This window comes from Capnocytophaga sputigena, from assembly GCF_002302495.1.
GTDB lineage: Bacteria > Bacteroidota > Bacteroidia > Flavobacteriales > Flavobacteriaceae > Capnocytophaga > Capnocytophaga sputigena.
This window is the reverse complement of the sequence record NZ_CP022379.1, coordinates 2,083,759-2,099,866: the sequence shown is the minus strand read 5'-3', so window position 1 is coordinate 2,099,866 and position 16,108 is coordinate 2,083,759. Positions and strand designations below refer to the sequence as shown.

The 16,108-nt window shown below is 36.4% G+C and carries 19 protein-coding genes; 10 read left to right on the top strand and 9 right to left on the bottom strand.

Annotation, left to right across the window (positions count from 1 at the left end; translation table 11 throughout):
- Nucleotides 1-50: 50 nt before the first annotated feature.
- Both CGC57_RS09455 and CGC57_RS09450 read right to left on the bottom strand, forming a co-directional pair.
- Nucleotides 51-500: a hypothetical protein gene (locus CGC57_RS09455; RefSeq protein WP_095898927.1), complete on the bottom strand. Its 450-nt coding sequence runs from the start codon at nt 498-500 to the stop codon at nt 51-53.
- A 6-nt stretch (nt 501-506) separates the two neighbouring features.
- Complete coding sequence (locus CGC57_RS09450) at nt 507-923, bottom strand: hypothetical protein (RefSeq protein ID WP_095898926.1); 417 nt, start codon at nt 921-923, stop codon at nt 507-509.
- A gap of 211 nt (nt 924-1,134) precedes the next feature.
- On the opposite strand from CGC57_RS09450, the gene CGC57_RS09445 reads away from it, so the two are divergent.
- Complete coding sequence (locus tag CGC57_RS09445) at nt 1,135-2,352, top strand: hypothetical protein (RefSeq protein WP_095898925.1); 1,218 nt, start codon at nt 1,135-1,137, stop codon at nt 2,350-2,352.
- A 55-nt stretch (nt 2,353-2,407) separates the two neighbouring features.
- On the opposite strand, the gene purB is transcribed toward CGC57_RS09445, so the two are convergent.
- The 7 genes from purB to CGC57_RS09410 form a co-directional block, all read right to left on the bottom strand.
- On the bottom strand, nt 2,408-3,739 hold the full coding sequence (gene purB, locus CGC57_RS09440; protein WP_095898924.1) for an adenylosuccinate lyase: 1,332 nt from the start codon (nt 3,737-3,739) through the stop codon (nt 2,408-2,410).
- 27 nt (nt 3,740-3,766) lie between these two features.
- Complete coding sequence (locus tag CGC57_RS09435) at nt 3,767-4,891, bottom strand: DNA polymerase III subunit (RefSeq protein ID WP_095898923.1); 1,125 nt, start codon at nt 4,889-4,891, stop codon at nt 3,767-3,769.
- An 8-nt stretch (nt 4,892-4,899) separates the two neighbouring features.
- Entirely contained in the window at nt 4,900-5,589 is a 690-nt protein-coding gene (locus CGC57_RS09430) for an Abi family protein (protein ID WP_095898922.1), read from the bottom strand.
- Between the two features lie 166 nt (nt 5,590-5,755).
- On the bottom strand, nt 5,756-6,130 hold the full coding sequence (locus tag CGC57_RS09425; RefSeq protein ID WP_095898921.1) for a hypothetical protein: 375 nt from the start codon (nt 6,128-6,130) through the stop codon (nt 5,756-5,758).
- A 3-nt stretch (nt 6,131-6,133) separates the two neighbouring features.
- Entirely contained in the window at nt 6,134-6,457 is a 324-nt protein-coding gene (locus tag CGC57_RS09420; RefSeq protein ID WP_095898920.1) for a type II toxin-antitoxin system YafQ family toxin, read from the bottom strand.
- A 4-nt stretch (nt 6,458-6,461) separates the two neighbouring features.
- A complete protein-coding gene (locus CGC57_RS09415) occupies nt 6,462-6,695 on the bottom strand; it encodes a hypothetical protein (protein ID WP_009750893.1) in 234 nt (77 codons plus the stop codon).
- A 14-nt stretch (nt 6,696-6,709) separates the two neighbouring features.
- Nucleotides 6,710-7,492, bottom strand: coding sequence for a TerC family protein (locus CGC57_RS09410; protein WP_095898919.1), 783 nt, complete (start codon nt 7,490-7,492; stop codon nt 6,710-6,712).
- A 145-nt stretch (nt 7,493-7,637) separates the two neighbouring features.
- Here CGC57_RS09410 and CGC57_RS09405 point away from each other — a divergent pair, with 145 nt between their 5' ends.
- The 9 genes from CGC57_RS09405 (at nt 7,638) to CGC57_RS09365 (ending at nt 15,947) form a co-directional block, all read left to right on the top strand.
- Nucleotides 7,638-9,506 (top strand): M1 family metallopeptidase, encoded by a 1,869-nt coding sequence (locus CGC57_RS09405; RefSeq protein ID WP_095898918.1) that lies wholly within the window; start codon nt 7,638-7,640, stop codon nt 9,504-9,506.
- Between the two features lie 185 nt (nt 9,507-9,691).
- A complete protein-coding gene (locus tag CGC57_RS09400; protein ID WP_095898917.1) occupies nt 9,692-10,396 on the top strand; it encodes a hypothetical protein in 705 nt (234 codons plus the stop codon).
- A 58-nt stretch (nt 10,397-10,454) separates the two neighbouring features.
- Nucleotides 10,455-11,141 (top strand): hypothetical protein, encoded by a 687-nt coding sequence (locus CGC57_RS09395; RefSeq protein WP_095898916.1) that lies wholly within the window; start codon nt 10,455-10,457, stop codon nt 11,139-11,141.
- 13 nt (nt 11,142-11,154) lie between these two features.
- Nucleotides 11,155-11,712, top strand: a complete 558-nt coding sequence (locus tag CGC57_RS09390) for an RNA 2'-phosphotransferase (RefSeq protein ID WP_095898915.1) — start codon at nt 11,155-11,157, stop codon at nt 11,710-11,712.
- The gene (locus tag CGC57_RS09385; protein ID WP_095898914.1) at nt 11,709-11,960 is read left to right on the top strand and encodes a hypothetical protein; all 252 of its coding nucleotides are present in this window, start codon (nt 11,709-11,711) and stop codon (nt 11,958-11,960) included. The genes CGC57_RS09390 and CGC57_RS09385 overlap by 4 nt, the downstream gene beginning before the upstream one ends.
- Before the next feature lies 1 nt (nt 11,961).
- On the top strand, nt 11,962-12,723 hold the full coding sequence (locus CGC57_RS09380; protein ID WP_095898913.1) for an SMI1/KNR4 family protein: 762 nt from the start codon (nt 11,962-11,964) through the stop codon (nt 12,721-12,723).
- A 67-nt stretch (nt 12,724-12,790) separates the two neighbouring features.
- Complete coding sequence (locus CGC57_RS09375; RefSeq protein ID WP_095898912.1) at nt 12,791-13,291, top strand: hypothetical protein; 501 nt, start codon at nt 12,791-12,793, stop codon at nt 13,289-13,291.
- 896 nt (nt 13,292-14,187) lie between these two features.
- Complete coding sequence (locus tag CGC57_RS09370; RefSeq protein WP_095898911.1) at nt 14,188-15,288, top strand: GmrSD restriction endonuclease domain-containing protein; 1,101 nt, start codon at nt 14,188-14,190, stop codon at nt 15,286-15,288.
- Nucleotides 15,285-15,947 (top strand): MAE_28990/MAE_18760 family HEPN-like nuclease, encoded by a 663-nt coding sequence (locus tag CGC57_RS09365; protein WP_095898910.1) that lies wholly within the window; start codon nt 15,285-15,287, stop codon nt 15,945-15,947. Before CGC57_RS09370 ends, CGC57_RS09365 begins: the two co-directional genes overlap by 4 nt.
- The last annotated feature ends 161 nt before the right edge of the window (nt 15,948-16,108 follow it).

Here is a 16,108-nt window from a genome sequence, read left to right as displayed (position 1 = left end):
TTTTAATTTTTTAACAAATTTTTAACATTTTTGCATTTTTAAGTAGTTGATTAAAAGAGTGTTCCTTCGGGATAATCGTAAGCTTCATCAGCATCATCTCCCATATACTCTGCGATTAATTCTTCCGATTTTCCACGGTAGAAGTTGTACTGTCTCGCATCGGACTTATAATCTTCTCCAATGACATAGGCAGTTATTTTAAGCGACCAAAACTCTTCAGAAAGTTCCCGCATATCCTCTTCAAAATTGAACCAATCTTGTTCAAATACTTCAGCATACGATAAATCTTCTGCCTCTTTAATATAGTCACAAAAACTTTCGATATATTCTTTGAAAGATTCTTTCAAAAAAGACAGTAAATCTTCCACAGTAGGGTCTTCTTTGTTGTATACCCTAATATAATCGTCATAGTTCTCTTGTTCAAACTTATCTTTTGCAATTTCCTCAAAACCTTGATCAACGTTTGAGATGTAGATTCTAAAATCTGATAAATATGCCATTTGTTATTAGTTTAAAGCGTTTACAATTTTACGTCCTAATGTTTGCGTATTCCAAGTAGGGTCGTACTCAATATGATATTTTTCGGCTATTTTTCGCAAGCCCTCTTTAGTACTACCACTGTATTTTTTACCACATAAAATAGTACTAAAAAACATTGGATTACTTAAATAATACTCTCCATTGTTAAGAACTGTTTTAGCTCCTACATACGATAAAATTTTCTCTCCTAAATAATTTATAGTTTCCCATTCTGGATCTATAAAAAATTTTTTTTGAAAATTGAGCTCAATAGCATTAGCTATTTCATACAATCCTTGGCGAGTGTTGCGAAATCTCTCAAACACATCCACTGAGTTGTCATCATAAATTACTATGATGTGCAAATCAGTATTCACTACTTTTAATACTTCTTTTTCTTTCATATCTTAACATTTCTTTTTTGTTAATACTATGTTATTTTTTCGCCGGCAAAAATATAGTGCTTTTTTCAAACTGAAAAATAAAATAGTGTCCAGATTTTATCCAATTTTACAATCTTGTAAAAAATCACAAATAGATTTCTATTAGTTCTAATTTTTAAATTAAAAAAATTATGCTTATTTTTGCCGCTAAATGAAATGTTCACAATAATATATGAATCAAACCGATTTAAAAAATCTCAGAGAACTACAAAAACTCGTTTCTGATGAATTTGAAGGTACTGTTACAAAATTAATAGATGACATTTATAAACGAACAGGGGTTTTATTAGCCCCTATAACCATTCGGCGTTTTTATGAGAAAGCTGAACCAGGAAAAGTACCAAGCCCTAATTCTTTAGATGTCATTTGTAAGTATGTAGGTTTTGAAGATTGGAATGCTTTTCGCAAAAGAACTTCTGTTGCAACTAACTCTCTGTACAAAATAATTGAGATTTTTTATGATATGGTCTCTAAGAAAAAATACTTTTTTTTCGATGCAAAACTTCGAGAAACTCACGAAACCTACGCTTCTTTTGTTCTTAAAGATTTAGATTATGCTTATAGTTTCTTAGAACGCTACAAAAGTTATCCTATCATCACTCAATCTCTCTACCCTTGGTACCCTTACCACGATCGTATGTCGCAAAAAGACTATGTTGGTCTGATCAAAACTTATTTAGCTACTAACCCCTTAGAGCATTTGCATTTATGTCAAAATTCTTTCTTAGCTTATGGGGCTTACTGCTCTGGCAATTGGGAAAAAGCAGGAGGTGAAGCGCTTGTAAAAGAAGCCGATAAGTACATACAGAGTGTTTATAACGACTACCCTAATAGTTTTTTCTACTACCCCGAAACACATTATGTAGTTGCTAAAATGATACAAGCCTACCACCGTGGTGATGATGATGAGGCTACAGCAATAGCTGAAAATGCTTTGGAACGCAACGAAAAAGCTCAACCTCTACACGTGTTTGAGCAGGTGTTCGACACCCCTGATGTGTTAATTTCTAACCTTTGTAATTGTCTTATTTGGATGGACAAAATAGAATATGCTATCGATATCTACAAGCAATACAACCACTTATTATGGAAAGCCAAAGACCCTGTGGAAGAAATGTGGAGCGACTTTGCTTATGAAAGAGACACCAATCTTTGTGCGCAAACAGTAGAGATGATGCACCTTTTTGACAGTGACATTGAACTGCTTACACAATCCAGACTGAGAAAACACTGGAAAACTGAAGTGTACGAAGAAGTTCAACAAAACCTCATCGGACTAAAAAAGAGCAATAAACGCAAAGAAAAAGATGCTTACAAACTGCGTTTAAAAGAATTAGCACAGCAAACCAACTTTGGGGTCATAGAAAATTTGATACAACTATTCCAATAAAAAAATGCTCAGGTAAATCCCTGAGCATTTTTTTATTTCTTATCTCTTACCTAAACTAAACTCCTGTGTAGTTCTCGGGGGTGATGACTTTTAATTCTGCCTTTACGTCTTCACTTACTTCCAAAGTATCGATAAAACTGCTGATAGTCTCGGCTGTAATAGTGGTATTGGTGCGCGTGAGGGCTTTGAGGGCTTCATAGGGGTTAGGATAACCTTCACGACGTAAAATCGTTTGGATAGCCTCGGCTACTACTGCCCAATGGTCTTGTAAATCTTGGCGGATTTTATCTTCGTTTAAAAGGAGTTTGTTGAGTCCTTTGAGGGTAGATTGCAAGGCGATGAGTATATGACCAAAAGGCACCCCTACATTGCGCAATACGGTACTATCGGTGAGGTCGCGCTGCAGGCGGGAAATAGGCAATTTCGCCGATAAATGCTCTAAAAGAGCGTTGGCAATACCTAAATTACCTTCAGAATTTTCAAAATCAATAGGATTTACCTTATGAGGCATAGCCGAAGAGCCTACCTCGCCTGCTTTTATCTGTTGTTTGAAGTAATCCATAGAGATATACGTCCAAATATCGCGGTTCAAATCGATGAGAATCGTATTAATGCGTTTGAGCGCATCAAAAAGAGCAGCTAAATGGTCGTAATGTTCAATTTGGGTAGTAGGGAATGAGTGGTGTAATACCAGTATTTCCTCTACAAAGCGGGTGCCAAAAGCCTTCCAATCGATATTAGGATAGGCTACTTTATGAGCGTTGTAGTTACCAGTAGCGCCCCCGAATTTGGCAGCATAAGGCACGGCTATAAGGGTTTGTAACTGCTGTTCTATACGAACGACAAACACCTCAAACTCTTTGCCCAAACGTGTAGGTGATGCCGGCTGACCGTGGGTGCGTGCTAATAATGGCACCTCTTTCCATTGGACTACTAAACTTCTCAGTTTCCCGAGCAATTGCTCTAAGGCAGGCAAATACACTTGTTGTACGGCTTCCTTGATGCTGAGCGGAATAGCAGTATTGTTGATGTCCTGAGAAGTGAGCCCAAAGTGTATAAACTCCTTATAGGGTTGCAATTGCAAATAATCGAAAGCCTCTTTGATGAAATATTCTACCGCTTTCACATCGTGATTGGTAGTTTGCTCTATTTCTTTTACTTTTAGAGCTTCCTCTTCAGTGAAATTTTGGTAGAGTTTTCTCAAATCGGTGTATTTTTCCTTAGGAAAAGCAGCAAGTTGAGGCAAGGGGAGTTCACATAGAGCAATGAAGTACTCTACTTCCACTTGCACACGATAACGAATAAGTGCCATTTCGGAAAAGAAAGGCACAAGGGAAGTCGTTTTATCGGCATAACGACCATCGATGGGGGAAATTGCTTTGAGCATAGTTTATTAGGTGTTAGGGGTCAGTTTTCAGGTGTTAGGGGTGTGTAATAGTCGGGTGAGTTTGATAGCCAAATCGGTGAAAATAACTTTGCCATTGCCGTTGCGCTCTACGTGTAACTGGGCTTCTTCGAGGAGGTTGTGTATTGCCTCGATATTGTTGCCGTGAATAAAAGGCGCAAATTTGGCAAGTTGGAAAGTAGGGTCGTTAAATTGCATATACACCAAATTGGAGGCTGTGTAGTTCAGCAGAAATGCCTGACGGAATACCTCAGCGCAGTACTGCAAAAACTGTTTTTGCGCCTCACGCCCTACCTTATTAATCTCGTCGCTCCACTGCAAGAGCCCTTGTATAGAGGCTTTGTTGCCACGCGCGCGGTAGGCAGTACGCACCCACGCAATAAACCAACGTTCAAAAGTAGTTTCTTCGCTTTCTTTGTTGTCCATCAGTTGGAGAGCTTTGTTGAAGTTTCCTTGAGCGCGTAGGGCTATTTTAGTTGCTTCGGCTTCAGCCAAACCACATACGATGAGCGCTTCCTTGATAGCTTTCTCACTGAGTGGCGGAAAGCGCAGAATTTGGCAACGCGATTTGATAGTGTCTAACAAGGCATTTTCATCTTCTACCACCAAGAGAAAGACCGTTTTATCGGCGGGTTCTTCAAGGAGTTTGAGGAGCTTGTTAGAGGCTTCGGGATTCATTTTCTCTGCCATCCAGATAATCATCACCTTATAGCCCCCTTCAAATGATTTCAGTGCTAACTTATTGGTAATCTCTTTAGCCTCATTTACCCCTATGTTGGCTTGTTTCTTCTCAATACCAAGGAACACGAGCCAATCGAAAAGAGAGCCATAAGGCTGTTCTTTTACAAAAGTGCGCCATTCATCCATAAAGAGCGAGCTAATAGGGTCTTTTTTTACCTTGTCGTTAGTCGCTGTGGGGAAAGCAAAATGGAGGTCGGGGTGAGCGAGTTGGGCGCATTGAGTCTTTGCTTTGGGGTTGTCGTGCGAGAGGATGAGAGTTGCGTAGGCAATTGCCATTGGCAGTCCACCTTGTCCTTCGCCAGCGACAAATAACTGAGCGTGTGGAATGCGACCTGCTTCCACACTGGCTTGCAAATAGTTCTTTATAGTATCATATCCTAAAATATTGTTCATTGTTTTTACTAATTTTTTAATTTATCAATTTCATTACAAACATTTTGAATATGATCTAAACCATAAAGTAGTTCAGCAGCATTGATATTCATCCAAGTAAATAATTGTAAAATCAAATTGTATATCTGTCTTATGTAGTTAGTATCAATAACAGCAGTATTATTTTTGAAACATATTGGTTCGTGATGGGCTATTCTGTTTCTAAGTTCATTGATTTTTGTAAGTTCGTTAAAAATATAAGTGTTATTATATTGCATAGAAACTGAACTGCGTGGTTTAGAAGGAAAAATCTGTAATAAATTCTGTCCTCCTGCTACAAATTGAGGACGTGCAAATAAATATCTCCACAAACCAAAATCTAATTCTGCTATCAACTTAAAATGTGTATAATCAGCACCTAATTTATTTTTTGCAAAACGAATAATATTTTGAGTTCTTTTTGTAGATGGAGTATCAAATCTTCCTCCTTCATAAATAAAATCAGACAGCCACTCAACACCATATAGAGAAGTATAATGTTTGTTTATCTTATTTCGTAAAGCTACTTCAAAACAAGAAATAATAGTAAACATTTCTTGTGAGAGTTTTAGATTTTTCCTGTAGAGAGTTTGTGCATTACGCGTGTTATTGTTTACAGAAAAAAGATATCTATTCATACGTTGCTCTGAAATAATATCTTTAAAATCATCAAAAACCATTATATTTTTTTGTTGTTTCTAAAATTATTCGTATTTTTGCCCCAGTTTTATTCCCGATAGGTCTCTGAGCAATCAAACTATCGGGTTTTGTTTTTTTATAACTTATACAACTTCAGCAAACTCATCAAGATGCTCTAATATGTATTGCTTTATATTTTCTGGTAAGTTATTCTCGTTGTGATTTTCTTCTAAAAAGGACTTGGTTAAAACTGCTTACTCTGCTGCGGTCTTGCTGGGTGATAATGGCATAGACAGCCCATGGAATCAGCAAATAACCTCCTAATACTATGTAGTTCTTTCCTGCAAAAGCATAGATAAGAGCAGGCACTCCCAAAATGAGAATAGCTAAGGCTACTATTTGTCCTATTTTTGAGGGTTTGGCGCGGAAATCGTTGGGTTCATAAGTAAAACGGCGATTACAGTTAGGGCAAACGAGTGATTTTTCTTCCCCCTCTCGCATCGCAAACTCCACACGGTCAGTAGCTTCTGTAGTGCAAGATAGTTCTTCAGTGCAATGTTTGCATTGGGTGTATACTTTCATTTCTTACTTTTTAAAAAGTTCTGAATGTGAGCCTAAACGGGTAAGAACAATTCTCTTTTGTTCTTCATCATATTGTAGCCAAATAATGAGTAAATCTGGCTCTATATGACATTCTAAATGACCTTTGTATTTTCCTGTTAAAAAATGAGCTTTCATTTTTAGAGGTAACTGTTCTACACCTCCAATTCTTAACTGTTTGATAGTATCATCTATCTTAGCTATTCTTACCTTATCATTCAAAAACTTCTTATAATCCTTCTTAAAACTTGTAGAAGAGAATAACTGATACTTATACTCATCTTCTTTTTTAGTTTCTGTAGACTCCATAATCTTAGTTTTTTAAGAACGATAAAAACGCATCAACATCATCAAAGAAAGGTGTATCTTTGTCCTTTATCAACCTTTCTGCTTCAGCCATAGCTTCTTTAGTTTCTTGATTAGGAATCTCTTTCTCTTCCTTCTTTAATTTTTTAACATCAACAATATTAAAGTTAAGACTTTTAAGGATATTCATAGCATTTTCCAAAGAAATACCTTGTGGAGGAGTGGTTAAAATTGCATTCATATCTTTTTATTTTTTTAGTTATTAGTCTTCTTCCGCATTTTCATATTCAAAAACTCAACACCCAATGAGAAAGCTATTGCAAAGTACAAATAGCCCTTAGGCACTGCCCCTACTGTTTGTCCGGCGAGTACTGCTTCCGAGAGGTGCATACTCTCGGTAATAAGCATAAAACCAATGAGTATCAGGAAGGAAAGGGCTAATATTTGAATTGACGGATTGCGGTTCACAAAGTTACCTACAGGGTTAGCAAAGAGCATCATTATTGCCACTGAAAGGATTACAGCGATAATCATTAGGTAAATCGCACCTTCCAATCCATTGGTCATTCCCACAGCTGTGAGGATACTATCTATTGAAAAGATAATGTCTATCAGTAAGATTTGCACGATAACTCCGCTAAAAGAAGCGTGTTGTCGCGCTTGAGGCTGCTCCGATTCGGTAACGTGCTCTATATGATTTACTTTGGCGTGAATTTCTTTAGTTGATTTGTAGAGTAAGAAAATACCTCCTGCGAGAAGTATCAGTGCTTGTCCGTTGAAATGTGCTGAGAACCAACCCCAATCAAAACTGATAAGCGGGTCTTTGAGGCGAATGAGGAAGGAAATTCCCAATAGCAAACCTATACGCATAAACATTGCCAAGAAGAGTCCCAAGCGAGTAGCACGTTTGCGTTGGTTTTCGGGTAATTTACCTGTAACGATAGAGATAAATATCACATTATCAATCCCCAAAACGATTTCGAGGAAAGTAAGGGTAAGAAGTGCCACAAGGGCATCAACAGAAAATAAAAAATCCATAATATTTCAATTAACAATTGACAATGAATAATTAACAATAATTGAGGCGACAAAGGTAGTAAAGAATTTGCTAATGAGCAAATTTGGAAATGAGCAAATTAACCTTTATCTTTGCGCTTTCTAAAAAACTAAAACAATTCATCTGATGAAAAAAATGCTATTAGCCCTTTGTGGCTTCGCTTTTGCGCTGAATGTAAGTGCGCAAGACAATCCTTGGCAACAACAAGCTGATTACCAAATGGACGTGACAATGGACGTGAAAACCTTTCAGTACAAAGGCACTCAAAAACTCACGTATACGAACAATTCCCCCGACACTCTTCGCGTGGTGTTCTATCACCTCTACTACAATGCTTTTCAGCCTAATAGCGAGATGGACAGCAACTTGCAAGCCCTCCCCGATCCCGATAGACGTATGGCTAACAACGTAGGTACTAAACAAAAACCTATCTACGAGAGTAGAATTGCCAAACTATCACCTTCGGAAATAGGCTCTTTGCGCATTACAGCTATGACTCAAGATGGGCAAAAAGCAACTTTCACCCACGAGAGTACTATCTTAAAAGTTACCCTCCCCTCCCCTATCCTCCCTCATAGCAAAACAGTGCTCGATATGACTTTTGAAGGTCAGTTACCTGTGATGATACGCCGTGCAGGGCGCAACAACCCCGATGGTGTAGCTCTTTCAATGGCTCAATGGTACCCTAAAATGGTGGCTTACGATCACCAAGGTTGGCACACCACCGAGTACTTAGGACGTGAATTCTATGGCGTTTGGGGTAATTTTGATGTGAAAATCACCCTCGACAAAACCTATATGGTAGCTGGTTCGGGTATACTCCAAAACGCTAATGAAATAGGCTTTGGCTATGAAGATGAAGGGGTGAAAGTTCCTGCGCTACCTAAAAAAGCTAAAACCAGAACTTGGCACTTTGTCGCTGAACGCGTACACGATTTTACTTGGGCTGCCGATCCTCAGTACATACACGACAAACACAAACTTGCCGATGGTAAAACCATACACTTCTTCTACAAAAAATATCCTGAAACTTGGAAACGCATTCAGCCTGATATGCTGAAAGTGTTTGATTATTTCAACAAGCTCATCGGTGCTTATCCTTGGCGTCAATACTCTTTTATTCAAGGTGGTGACGGCGGTATGGAATACGCTATGTGCACCCTTATGGTAGGCGGTGAAAAATATGAAAAATTAGTAGGCACAGCCACTCACGAACTTGCCCACGCTTGGTTTCAGCATCTTTTAGCTACTGATGAAGCAGCTTATCCGTGGATGGACGAGGGTTTTACTTCGTATATACAAACTCTTGCCGAACAGCAAGTTTTAGGGCTTGTCCCTCAAAACACATATCCTTTTGAAGATGCTTATGAAGGCTACCTCAATTTGGTACAATCGGGTTTACAAGAGCCTACTATCACTCATTCCGATCGTTATGCGACCAACTACGCTTATAGCATTGCCGCTTATTACAAAGGTCAGTTGTTTCTCACTCAGTTAGACTACCTAATGGGTAATGAGGCGCTACTAAAAACTCTCAAACGTTATTACCGCGAATTTGCTTTCAAGAACCCTACTCCTAACGATTTTATTCGCATTGCCGAAAAAGTATCGGGTTTGCAATTGCAGTGGTTCCTCAACGAGTTTATGCAAACTGACCACGTAGCCGATTACGCTATCGACAAGGTGACTGCCAAAGGCAATAAAACGACCGTTACCCTCAAGCGTTTAGGCAGATTACCCCTCTCTATCGACCTTTTTGTAACTGATAAAGCTGGGAAAACTCAATATGTATATGTGCCTTCGCGAATGACTTACGGCGAAAAACCAAACACTTATCCTGATTACTCTCGCCTTGTGCTCCCTGCTTGGGGTTGGGGTAACCTCACTTACACTTTTGAGCTTGATATGCCACTGAGTGATATCCAAAGCATAGTGTTAGACCCTAACAACAGAAGTGTGGATATCAATAGAGAAAACAACGTATTTAAACAATAGGCTTTAAATAATAATCAAGGGTTGAAGGTGGTGTAAAGGAAAGCAAAACCATTTTTCAACCTTTGATTTTTTACTAAACTTTTGACTTTTAAGAAGAATATAACGAGACATTTCGATTGAAATAATTAAAACTATAAAAGATTCTTTCTTAGCAATAGACAAACAAATATTTGACTGAAAACACAATGAAACACCTCCTATTATTCTTTTGCTTGGTTACAGCCCCTATATGGGCGCAACAGACGAAAACTATACACGTTTTGGTAGCCCTCTGCGATAATAAGTATCAAGGCATTGTGCCGGTACCCAAAGGAATTGGCAATGGGCAAGATGCCGATAGTAACCTCTATTGGGGTTGTGGTTATGGCGTGCGCACTTACTTTAAACGCAGTAAGGAATGGAAGTTTGTAAAATCGGAAAAGCCTTATAGTGATATTATTTTGGATCGAGTAACCTTTAAGCACGCTACTAAAAACTATACGCTCATCGCTGATGCTTACGACGGCAAATATATCAAAACTTGTACAGAAAACTTCTTGAAAAATACCGCTGCTGGCAATGCCGATTTGGTTGCGTATGTAGGACACGACGGACTGATGGATTTTCAGCTCAATACCACTTATAAAAATACCGATGGTAAGACACGCGATGTGATTATCCTAGCGTGCTATAGCAAGCGTTTTTTCGAGCCTCACCTGCAGCACGCAAAGGTAAATCCACTGGTTTGGACTTCAGGATTGATGGCTGCCGAAGCCTACACACTTCACGATGCACTTACGGGCTATGTGAATGGTGAAAGCGATGAACAGATACGCCTGCGTGCTGCTAAAGCTTATGCTAAACATCAAAAATGCAATGAGAAGGCAGCGAGGAACTTGTTTCGGAAATAGTTGTTAAATAGCGACTAAAAGCTAAACCCTAATTTCTAACCCCTAAATAATTATCATTATGTATTTTGCAAACACTTGGCACAAAAGTTTTAATTTTGTAATCACTCCTGAGGAGTTTGAAGCGGTATTTAGTAGAGATGATTATGAGTTTGTAACTGGCAATACGCTAGTAGATATAGACTATATCAGCACTGAAAAGCAGGAAATCTTTAATGCTTATCAGCAATATTATGAAAAAATACTGCTCCGTGAGGAAAAGTATAATCACAAAACCTTATGGACTATTGAGGATAAGATGCGACAAAGTATGATTGATCAAACCAAAAAACTCATTTTCCTCGAAGTAGAGGACAACAAGAAAGATGCTGTTAAGTATAAACGAGTGCGTACGAAAGAGCCTTTTATGAATCTTGATCCATTTTATCTTCTCTATAAAAAGGAAAAGAACTTGCTCTCTACCATTTATCACGCGCCTGAAAACACATTCGGGCTCAAACTTACCTATCCTAAAACTATCAGTCTTGCAGATAAGAACGATAACCTAAGAGGTAATTACGACACCGAAAAGTACCCTATGTATGCCATTTTCAAGGATATCATCAAGCAAATTAAGAAAATCAGCCATAAAGCAAAGATGATGAAAGGAGAGCAATTGCTCAAACCCGATTTTTGGATTTCCGACAAGGCAAAAGAACAAGTAGGGAAGAACTATTACTTACAGCAAACGGGATTGGTGTTTGTTTAAAGGATATAGAACAATGTCTAAAGAAGAAAAACATAAAAAAGAGAGCAAGTTTCTCAGTTTGGTACTGCGACACCACCCTGAGGCGATTGGTATTAGCCTCGACACACACGGTTGGGCTGAGGTGAATGTGCTCATTAAGAATATGAAGCGTAAATTTCCAGTGTTCAGTCTTAAAATATTAGAAGAAATCGTCGCTACCGATAGCAAACAGCGATATGCTTTTAGCGAGGATAACACAAAAATACGCGCCAATCAAGGGCATTCGCTTGCCGTAACATTAGAATTACAGCCCCAAACACCTCCTGAATGTTTGTATCACGGCACTGCCAGCAGGTTTGTAGAGAGCATTCTCAAAAGCGGACTCCAAAAGCAAACCCGCCAACACGTACACCTTAGTATGGATATAGCAACCGCAACCAAAGTAGGTGCACGACACGGCAAGCCCGTCATTTTTAAAGTAAATACAATAGCAATGCATAAGGCAGGGTATGTTTTTTACCTCTCTGCCAACGGGGTTTGGCTTACCGATGAAGTACCCCCGAAGTATTTAGAACTAATCGTTAACGGATGAAATTATTCAAGCAAAAAACATGGCAGTTTGAAACCTCGGGAGTAGAAGGCGAGGTAAAACTCTTTGGCGTAAATATATTTGACTACAAATGGCAAGAAACGGGAGAATATGTAAAAGTAACAGACCCTCTCTATCACGCCGAAAGGTCTTTTTGCCTTTATAAAGTAGTGATAAACGGCGAGACACACAGCTTTGTAGCAGGAGAATTTAGCAATATGATATGGGGCTTTTATTTATTGAAATATTGATATGGAAAACATCAAAAAATTATACAATCTCACGGCAAAGGACTGCAAGGGCTTCTCGGAAGCACAATTGTTAAAGGCTGAAAAACGCTTGAACATTACCTTGCCTGAGGAGTTCCGTGCCTATTACTTACAATTAGGGGCAACCAAAAGTGTAAACCAATCCTATAACTCGTTGGCAACACCTCAGCAATTGTATTTTGCAGGCGATTACTTATGCTTTTGTGAAGAAAACCAAGGAGTAGTGATGTGGGCTATCCGCAAAGAAGATTTAACCAACCCCAATCCGCCCGTTTGGGGTAATTACAGATCCGAAACTGACCCCAATTGGATACAAGAAACTCAAAGTCTCTCCGACTTTTGGCTCTACCTCGCCATTTACAATGGTGTGATGGGAGGCTTGCCTTACAACGCCAATGCAATGGGCGGTTGGGGTATGGAAAACTTTGAAGTACCCACAGAAGCAGTTGCCCATATCGAAAAACAATATACTGAGCTTACCTCCCTCAGCTGGAAAGGGCAACGCACCTTTACCGATACCGATTTTCAAATAGTTATTACCCTTGCCATACATCGAGACACAAACCGAGCCACAGCTATTTTTATAGGCAGCGCTCAGCAAGAATTATTCGATACTCTTTTAGACGCTATCGAAAACTTTGGCTTGGAATGGGATTACACTTCCTACGATGACGATGATTTTCAAGAAGTCTCAGAAGCCGAATTAAATGATTTAAAAGCCAAAGGCTTATGGACGCTAAGTTAGATGCATTTGTACTACCAATGATAGTATAGTAACGATTTTGAAGAGTTTTAAAAGAAATCTATCTTTTATGAAAAAGAAAATACTCACATATATTTATCTCTTTTCCTATGCTGCTTTACTTCCTATGATTATTGGAGGTTTGATAATAATGATAATTTCATTTGTACAGCATCGTGATATGATCTTTAATCCCGATACCTATACCAAAAGGTTTGTAACACTTGATTCTGTCATATATTCTACTATGAAAGGGACTCAACGCTACCCTCGGCAGGCTTATTCAAACCAAGTGAATAAGGGTAAAACTACTATTGAAATTGTGAATATTGAAAAAGGTACTTTTTATAACTATGTTCAAAAGGAAAATGATAAAAACTATATATACATTTGGTACAAGCCTAATGAGGAATATGCTTATTTAGCTAAAAAAGAAGAAACTATTTTTCCAGTAAAGGAATATTTGCACGATGATAGAAATCTGATAATTGCATTTTTGGCAACAATTATCCTCAACAGGGCACTTCACCGATACCTGTTTAAAAGATGGTGGTCTTTACCACGCAAATAGCTTTATAAGTCACTTTAAATATTAAACGTGTTTAAACTTTTTTGAGGAACTTGGAGATAAACCCTAATAGGAGCATTCCAGCCCAAGTTATATCAAGAAATTTACGTCTCATTATCAAGTATTTATGTCTGCAAAGACGACCATTTGTATATTTAATTTTAAGTCTATTTTTACGCAACTCTTCTAGTGTTTTTAGTTACTACCTTTCTCTTGCTTGATAACCCGCTGATTCTTCTTTTTGACGACAATGTGTATGGATCCCATCTAACTGAACACAAGATATATCTAATTTTCTTTTATTCTTGCTTAATAAATTCATCTATACTCGCTGAAAATTACTATCTTTAGTCCATTTCTGAAAGTAATAATAGACATTTTTGCGAAAAGATTGCTCTTTTTTCTTTAAACTTCAATAGGAAATTCTCTCCATTAAGCATTTTTTTAATCTTTTGATTATCAATAAGAAGACAGGCGCTAAATTATATTTTACTTTTAAATTCTGTAAAAAAAAATTGATTTTTAAAAAAAAGAATTACCTTTGTGCTAATTTTATAATCTAATAACATACATATCTCTAAAAAAACATGTTAAAAATTGTGTTTATATAATTTATTTTCAGAAATTTATATCTTAAAAATTTGTGCTCATGTTTTGAATAAATTCATTTTTTGAGTTACAAATCTGTTAGAAATTCTTATCTTTAGGTAAGTAATCTATGTGTAAATATATATTATTTTTATAATCAGGAGTTAAAATTTACGAAATTTATATATGACTTTAATTTTAATAATATAGAATAACTTTTATCCCCCCTCCATTTTATAAAAAATAGAAGTATATAAGTGTATAAGAAACACAATTCATAATAAATTAATTTTATATTAAAATAATCACTCATGGAAGAGAATAAAAAAACAAAAATTAGTGAGCAAATAGAAATAGAACAGAGGGCTATTTCATATGATATAAAAGAGTATACAATTGAACTATATGTATCTAAATATCTCAAGCAAATAGATATGGACGATAATGAACTATATGTTCCAGATTATCAACGTGAATTTGTTTGGGATGATAAACATCAATCACGCTTCATTGAAAGTTTATTTCTTGGATTGCCTGTTCCATTTATGTTTTCTGCAGAGATAAAAGAAACAGGACGTTTAGAAATTGTAGATGGATCGCAACGTATTCGTACCTTATCTGCTTTCTTAAGTAATGAATTAACACTTTCTCATTTAGAAAAGTTGACAGAAATGAATGATTGTAAATATTTAGACTTACCAGTTAGCTTACAAAGAAGTTTCAAGAATATTTCCATTAGAATGGTTGTACTTTCTTCCAAAGCAACAGAAGATGTAAGAAATGAAATGTTTGATCGAATAAACACTAGTAGTGTACCTCTGTTGCCTATGGAGACCCGTAGAGGAATATATAAAGGTAAATTCACAGAGTTTATTGCTAAACTAGCTAAAGAAGACAAATTTAAGAAACTTTGCCCAATGGCAAAATATATGCAGAATAGACGTGAAGAAGAAGAATTAATACTAAGACTATTTGCTTTTTCAGAGATATTTCCAAACTTTTCATCTGTTGAATCAAAAGGGGTGGCAAAATTTTTAGACTCATATCTTATTGAAAAAAATAGACTTGCAGGAGATAAAAATGATATGAAAGTAAAGGAAGAAATGAAAATGTTGGAAGATAGATTTTACAAACTTATTGATTTTGTAAAAAAGGCTTTTCCAGGACAAGGCTTTACAAAAAAGAAGGGTGCTATTGGTATTTCAAAGCCCTATTTCGAATCAATTGCTGTTGGAATATTTTTAGCACTTAAAGAGAATCCAAATATTGTACCTATAGGAAAATCAGAATTAGAAATTAACAAAAACAATAGGAATGATTTTTTTAAATTGATAGATGGAAGATATCGTACCCATACAGCTTTGAAGATTAAAAATCGTATAGAATATGTGAAAAATCTTTATTTAGCATGATTGTAAAAAATAATTTTAAGAAGAGAAAGGAAGATGTAGAAGAAGTCTATAAATTATTAACTTTTATTCTTTCTATTGAAACTCATCGTAACATTCCTTTGCAATACAATAAAGATATATTCATTCTTACACAAGACATGCAATGCATTTTAAAGGCTCAATTTTTAATAGTCTTATATAATATGGTTGAATCAACTGTATATGATTGTTTAAATATAATTTATGACACTATATTAGACGAGAAGTTGGTATATGCAGAACTATCTACAGAAATGAAAAAAATGTGGCGATCTTATCTCAATCGAAATAATCTTCCAGATAAAAACAAAACAGATTTAGAACTTGAGAATATGCCAATTTATTTTAAGAATTTAGCTATTAATATTTCAGGTAGTCTTGATTTTAAAAAAATTAAAGAAATTTTCGAACAGCATGGATGTATATTAGATTTATCAAAAAGAGATCTTATAGGAGCAAGTTTGCTAATAGTGAAAAATAAACGCAATTTTTTAGCACATGGTAATATCTCTTTTTCAGCATGTGGATCAAACTATCTTTTGTCAGATCTTAAAAAAATTCAAGAGCATGTCATTATTTGCTTGGAAGATGTTGTTGATAAGACAAATGATTACCTATTAAATAAGAAATATAGGGTTTGATCTCTATGATATTTAATTTATTTACTATACTAATTTGATTTATTGAATTTTTCTTAGAAGAAAACGTGTTTATTTTTTTGAGGAACTTAGAGATAAACCCTAATGAGAGCATTCCAATCTAAGCTATATCAAAACACTCATATTTCATTATCAAATCTTTA

Excerpts from the sequence above, each read along its gene's own strand:
- CGC57_RS09455 (WP_095898927.1), bottom strand. The coding sequence starts at position 500 with ATGGCATATTTATCAGATTTTAGAATCTACATCTCAAACGTTGATCAA.
- CGC57_RS09450 (WP_095898926.1), bottom strand. The coding sequence starts at position 923 with ATGAAAGAAAAAGAAGTATTAAAAGTAGTGAATACTGATTTGCACATC.
- CGC57_RS09445 (WP_095898925.1), top strand. The coding sequence starts at position 1,135 with ATGAATCAAACCGATTTAAAAAATCTCAGAGAACTACAAAAACTCGTT.
- purB (WP_095898924.1), bottom strand. The coding sequence starts at position 3,739 with ATGCTCAAAGCAATTTCCCCCATCGATGGTCGTTATGCCGATAAAACG.
- CGC57_RS09435 (WP_095898923.1), bottom strand. The coding sequence starts at position 4,891 with ATGAACAATATTTTAGGATATGATACTATAAAGAACTATTTGCAAGCC.
- CGC57_RS09430 (WP_095898922.1), bottom strand. The coding sequence starts at position 5,589 with ATGGTTTTTGATGATTTTAAAGATATTATTTCAGAGCAACGTATGAAT.
- CGC57_RS09425 (WP_095898921.1), bottom strand. The coding sequence starts at position 6,130 with ATGAAAGTATACACCCAATGCAAACATTGCACTGAAGAACTATCTTGC.
- CGC57_RS09420 (WP_095898920.1), bottom strand. The coding sequence starts at position 6,457 with ATGGAGTCTACAGAAACTAAAAAAGAAGATGAGTATAAGTATCAGTTA.
- CGC57_RS09415 (WP_009750893.1), bottom strand. The coding sequence starts at position 6,695 with ATGAATGCAATTTTAACCACTCCTCCACAAGGTATTTCTTTGGAAAAT.
- CGC57_RS09410 (WP_095898919.1), bottom strand. The coding sequence starts at position 7,492 with ATGGATTTTTTATTTTCTGTTGATGCCCTTGTGGCACTTCTTACCCTT.
- CGC57_RS09405 (WP_095898918.1), top strand. The coding sequence starts at position 7,638 with ATGAAAAAAATGCTATTAGCCCTTTGTGGCTTCGCTTTTGCGCTGAAT.
- CGC57_RS09400 (WP_095898917.1), top strand. The coding sequence starts at position 9,692 with ATGAAACACCTCCTATTATTCTTTTGCTTGGTTACAGCCCCTATATGG.
- CGC57_RS09395 (WP_095898916.1), top strand. The coding sequence starts at position 10,455 with ATGTATTTTGCAAACACTTGGCACAAAAGTTTTAATTTTGTAATCACT.
- CGC57_RS09390 (WP_095898915.1), top strand. The coding sequence starts at position 11,155 with ATGTCTAAAGAAGAAAAACATAAAAAAGAGAGCAAGTTTCTCAGTTTG.
- CGC57_RS09385 (WP_095898914.1), top strand. The coding sequence starts at position 11,709 with ATGAAATTATTCAAGCAAAAAACATGGCAGTTTGAAACCTCGGGAGTA.
- CGC57_RS09380 (WP_095898913.1), top strand. The coding sequence starts at position 11,962 with ATGGAAAACATCAAAAAATTATACAATCTCACGGCAAAGGACTGCAAG.
- CGC57_RS09375 (WP_095898912.1), top strand. The coding sequence starts at position 12,791 with ATGAAAAAGAAAATACTCACATATATTTATCTCTTTTCCTATGCTGCT.
- CGC57_RS09370 (WP_095898911.1), top strand. The coding sequence starts at position 14,188 with ATGGAAGAGAATAAAAAAACAAAAATTAGTGAGCAAATAGAAATAGAA.
- CGC57_RS09365 (WP_095898910.1), top strand. The coding sequence starts at position 15,285 with ATGATTGTAAAAAATAATTTTAAGAAGAGAAAGGAAGATGTAGAAGAA.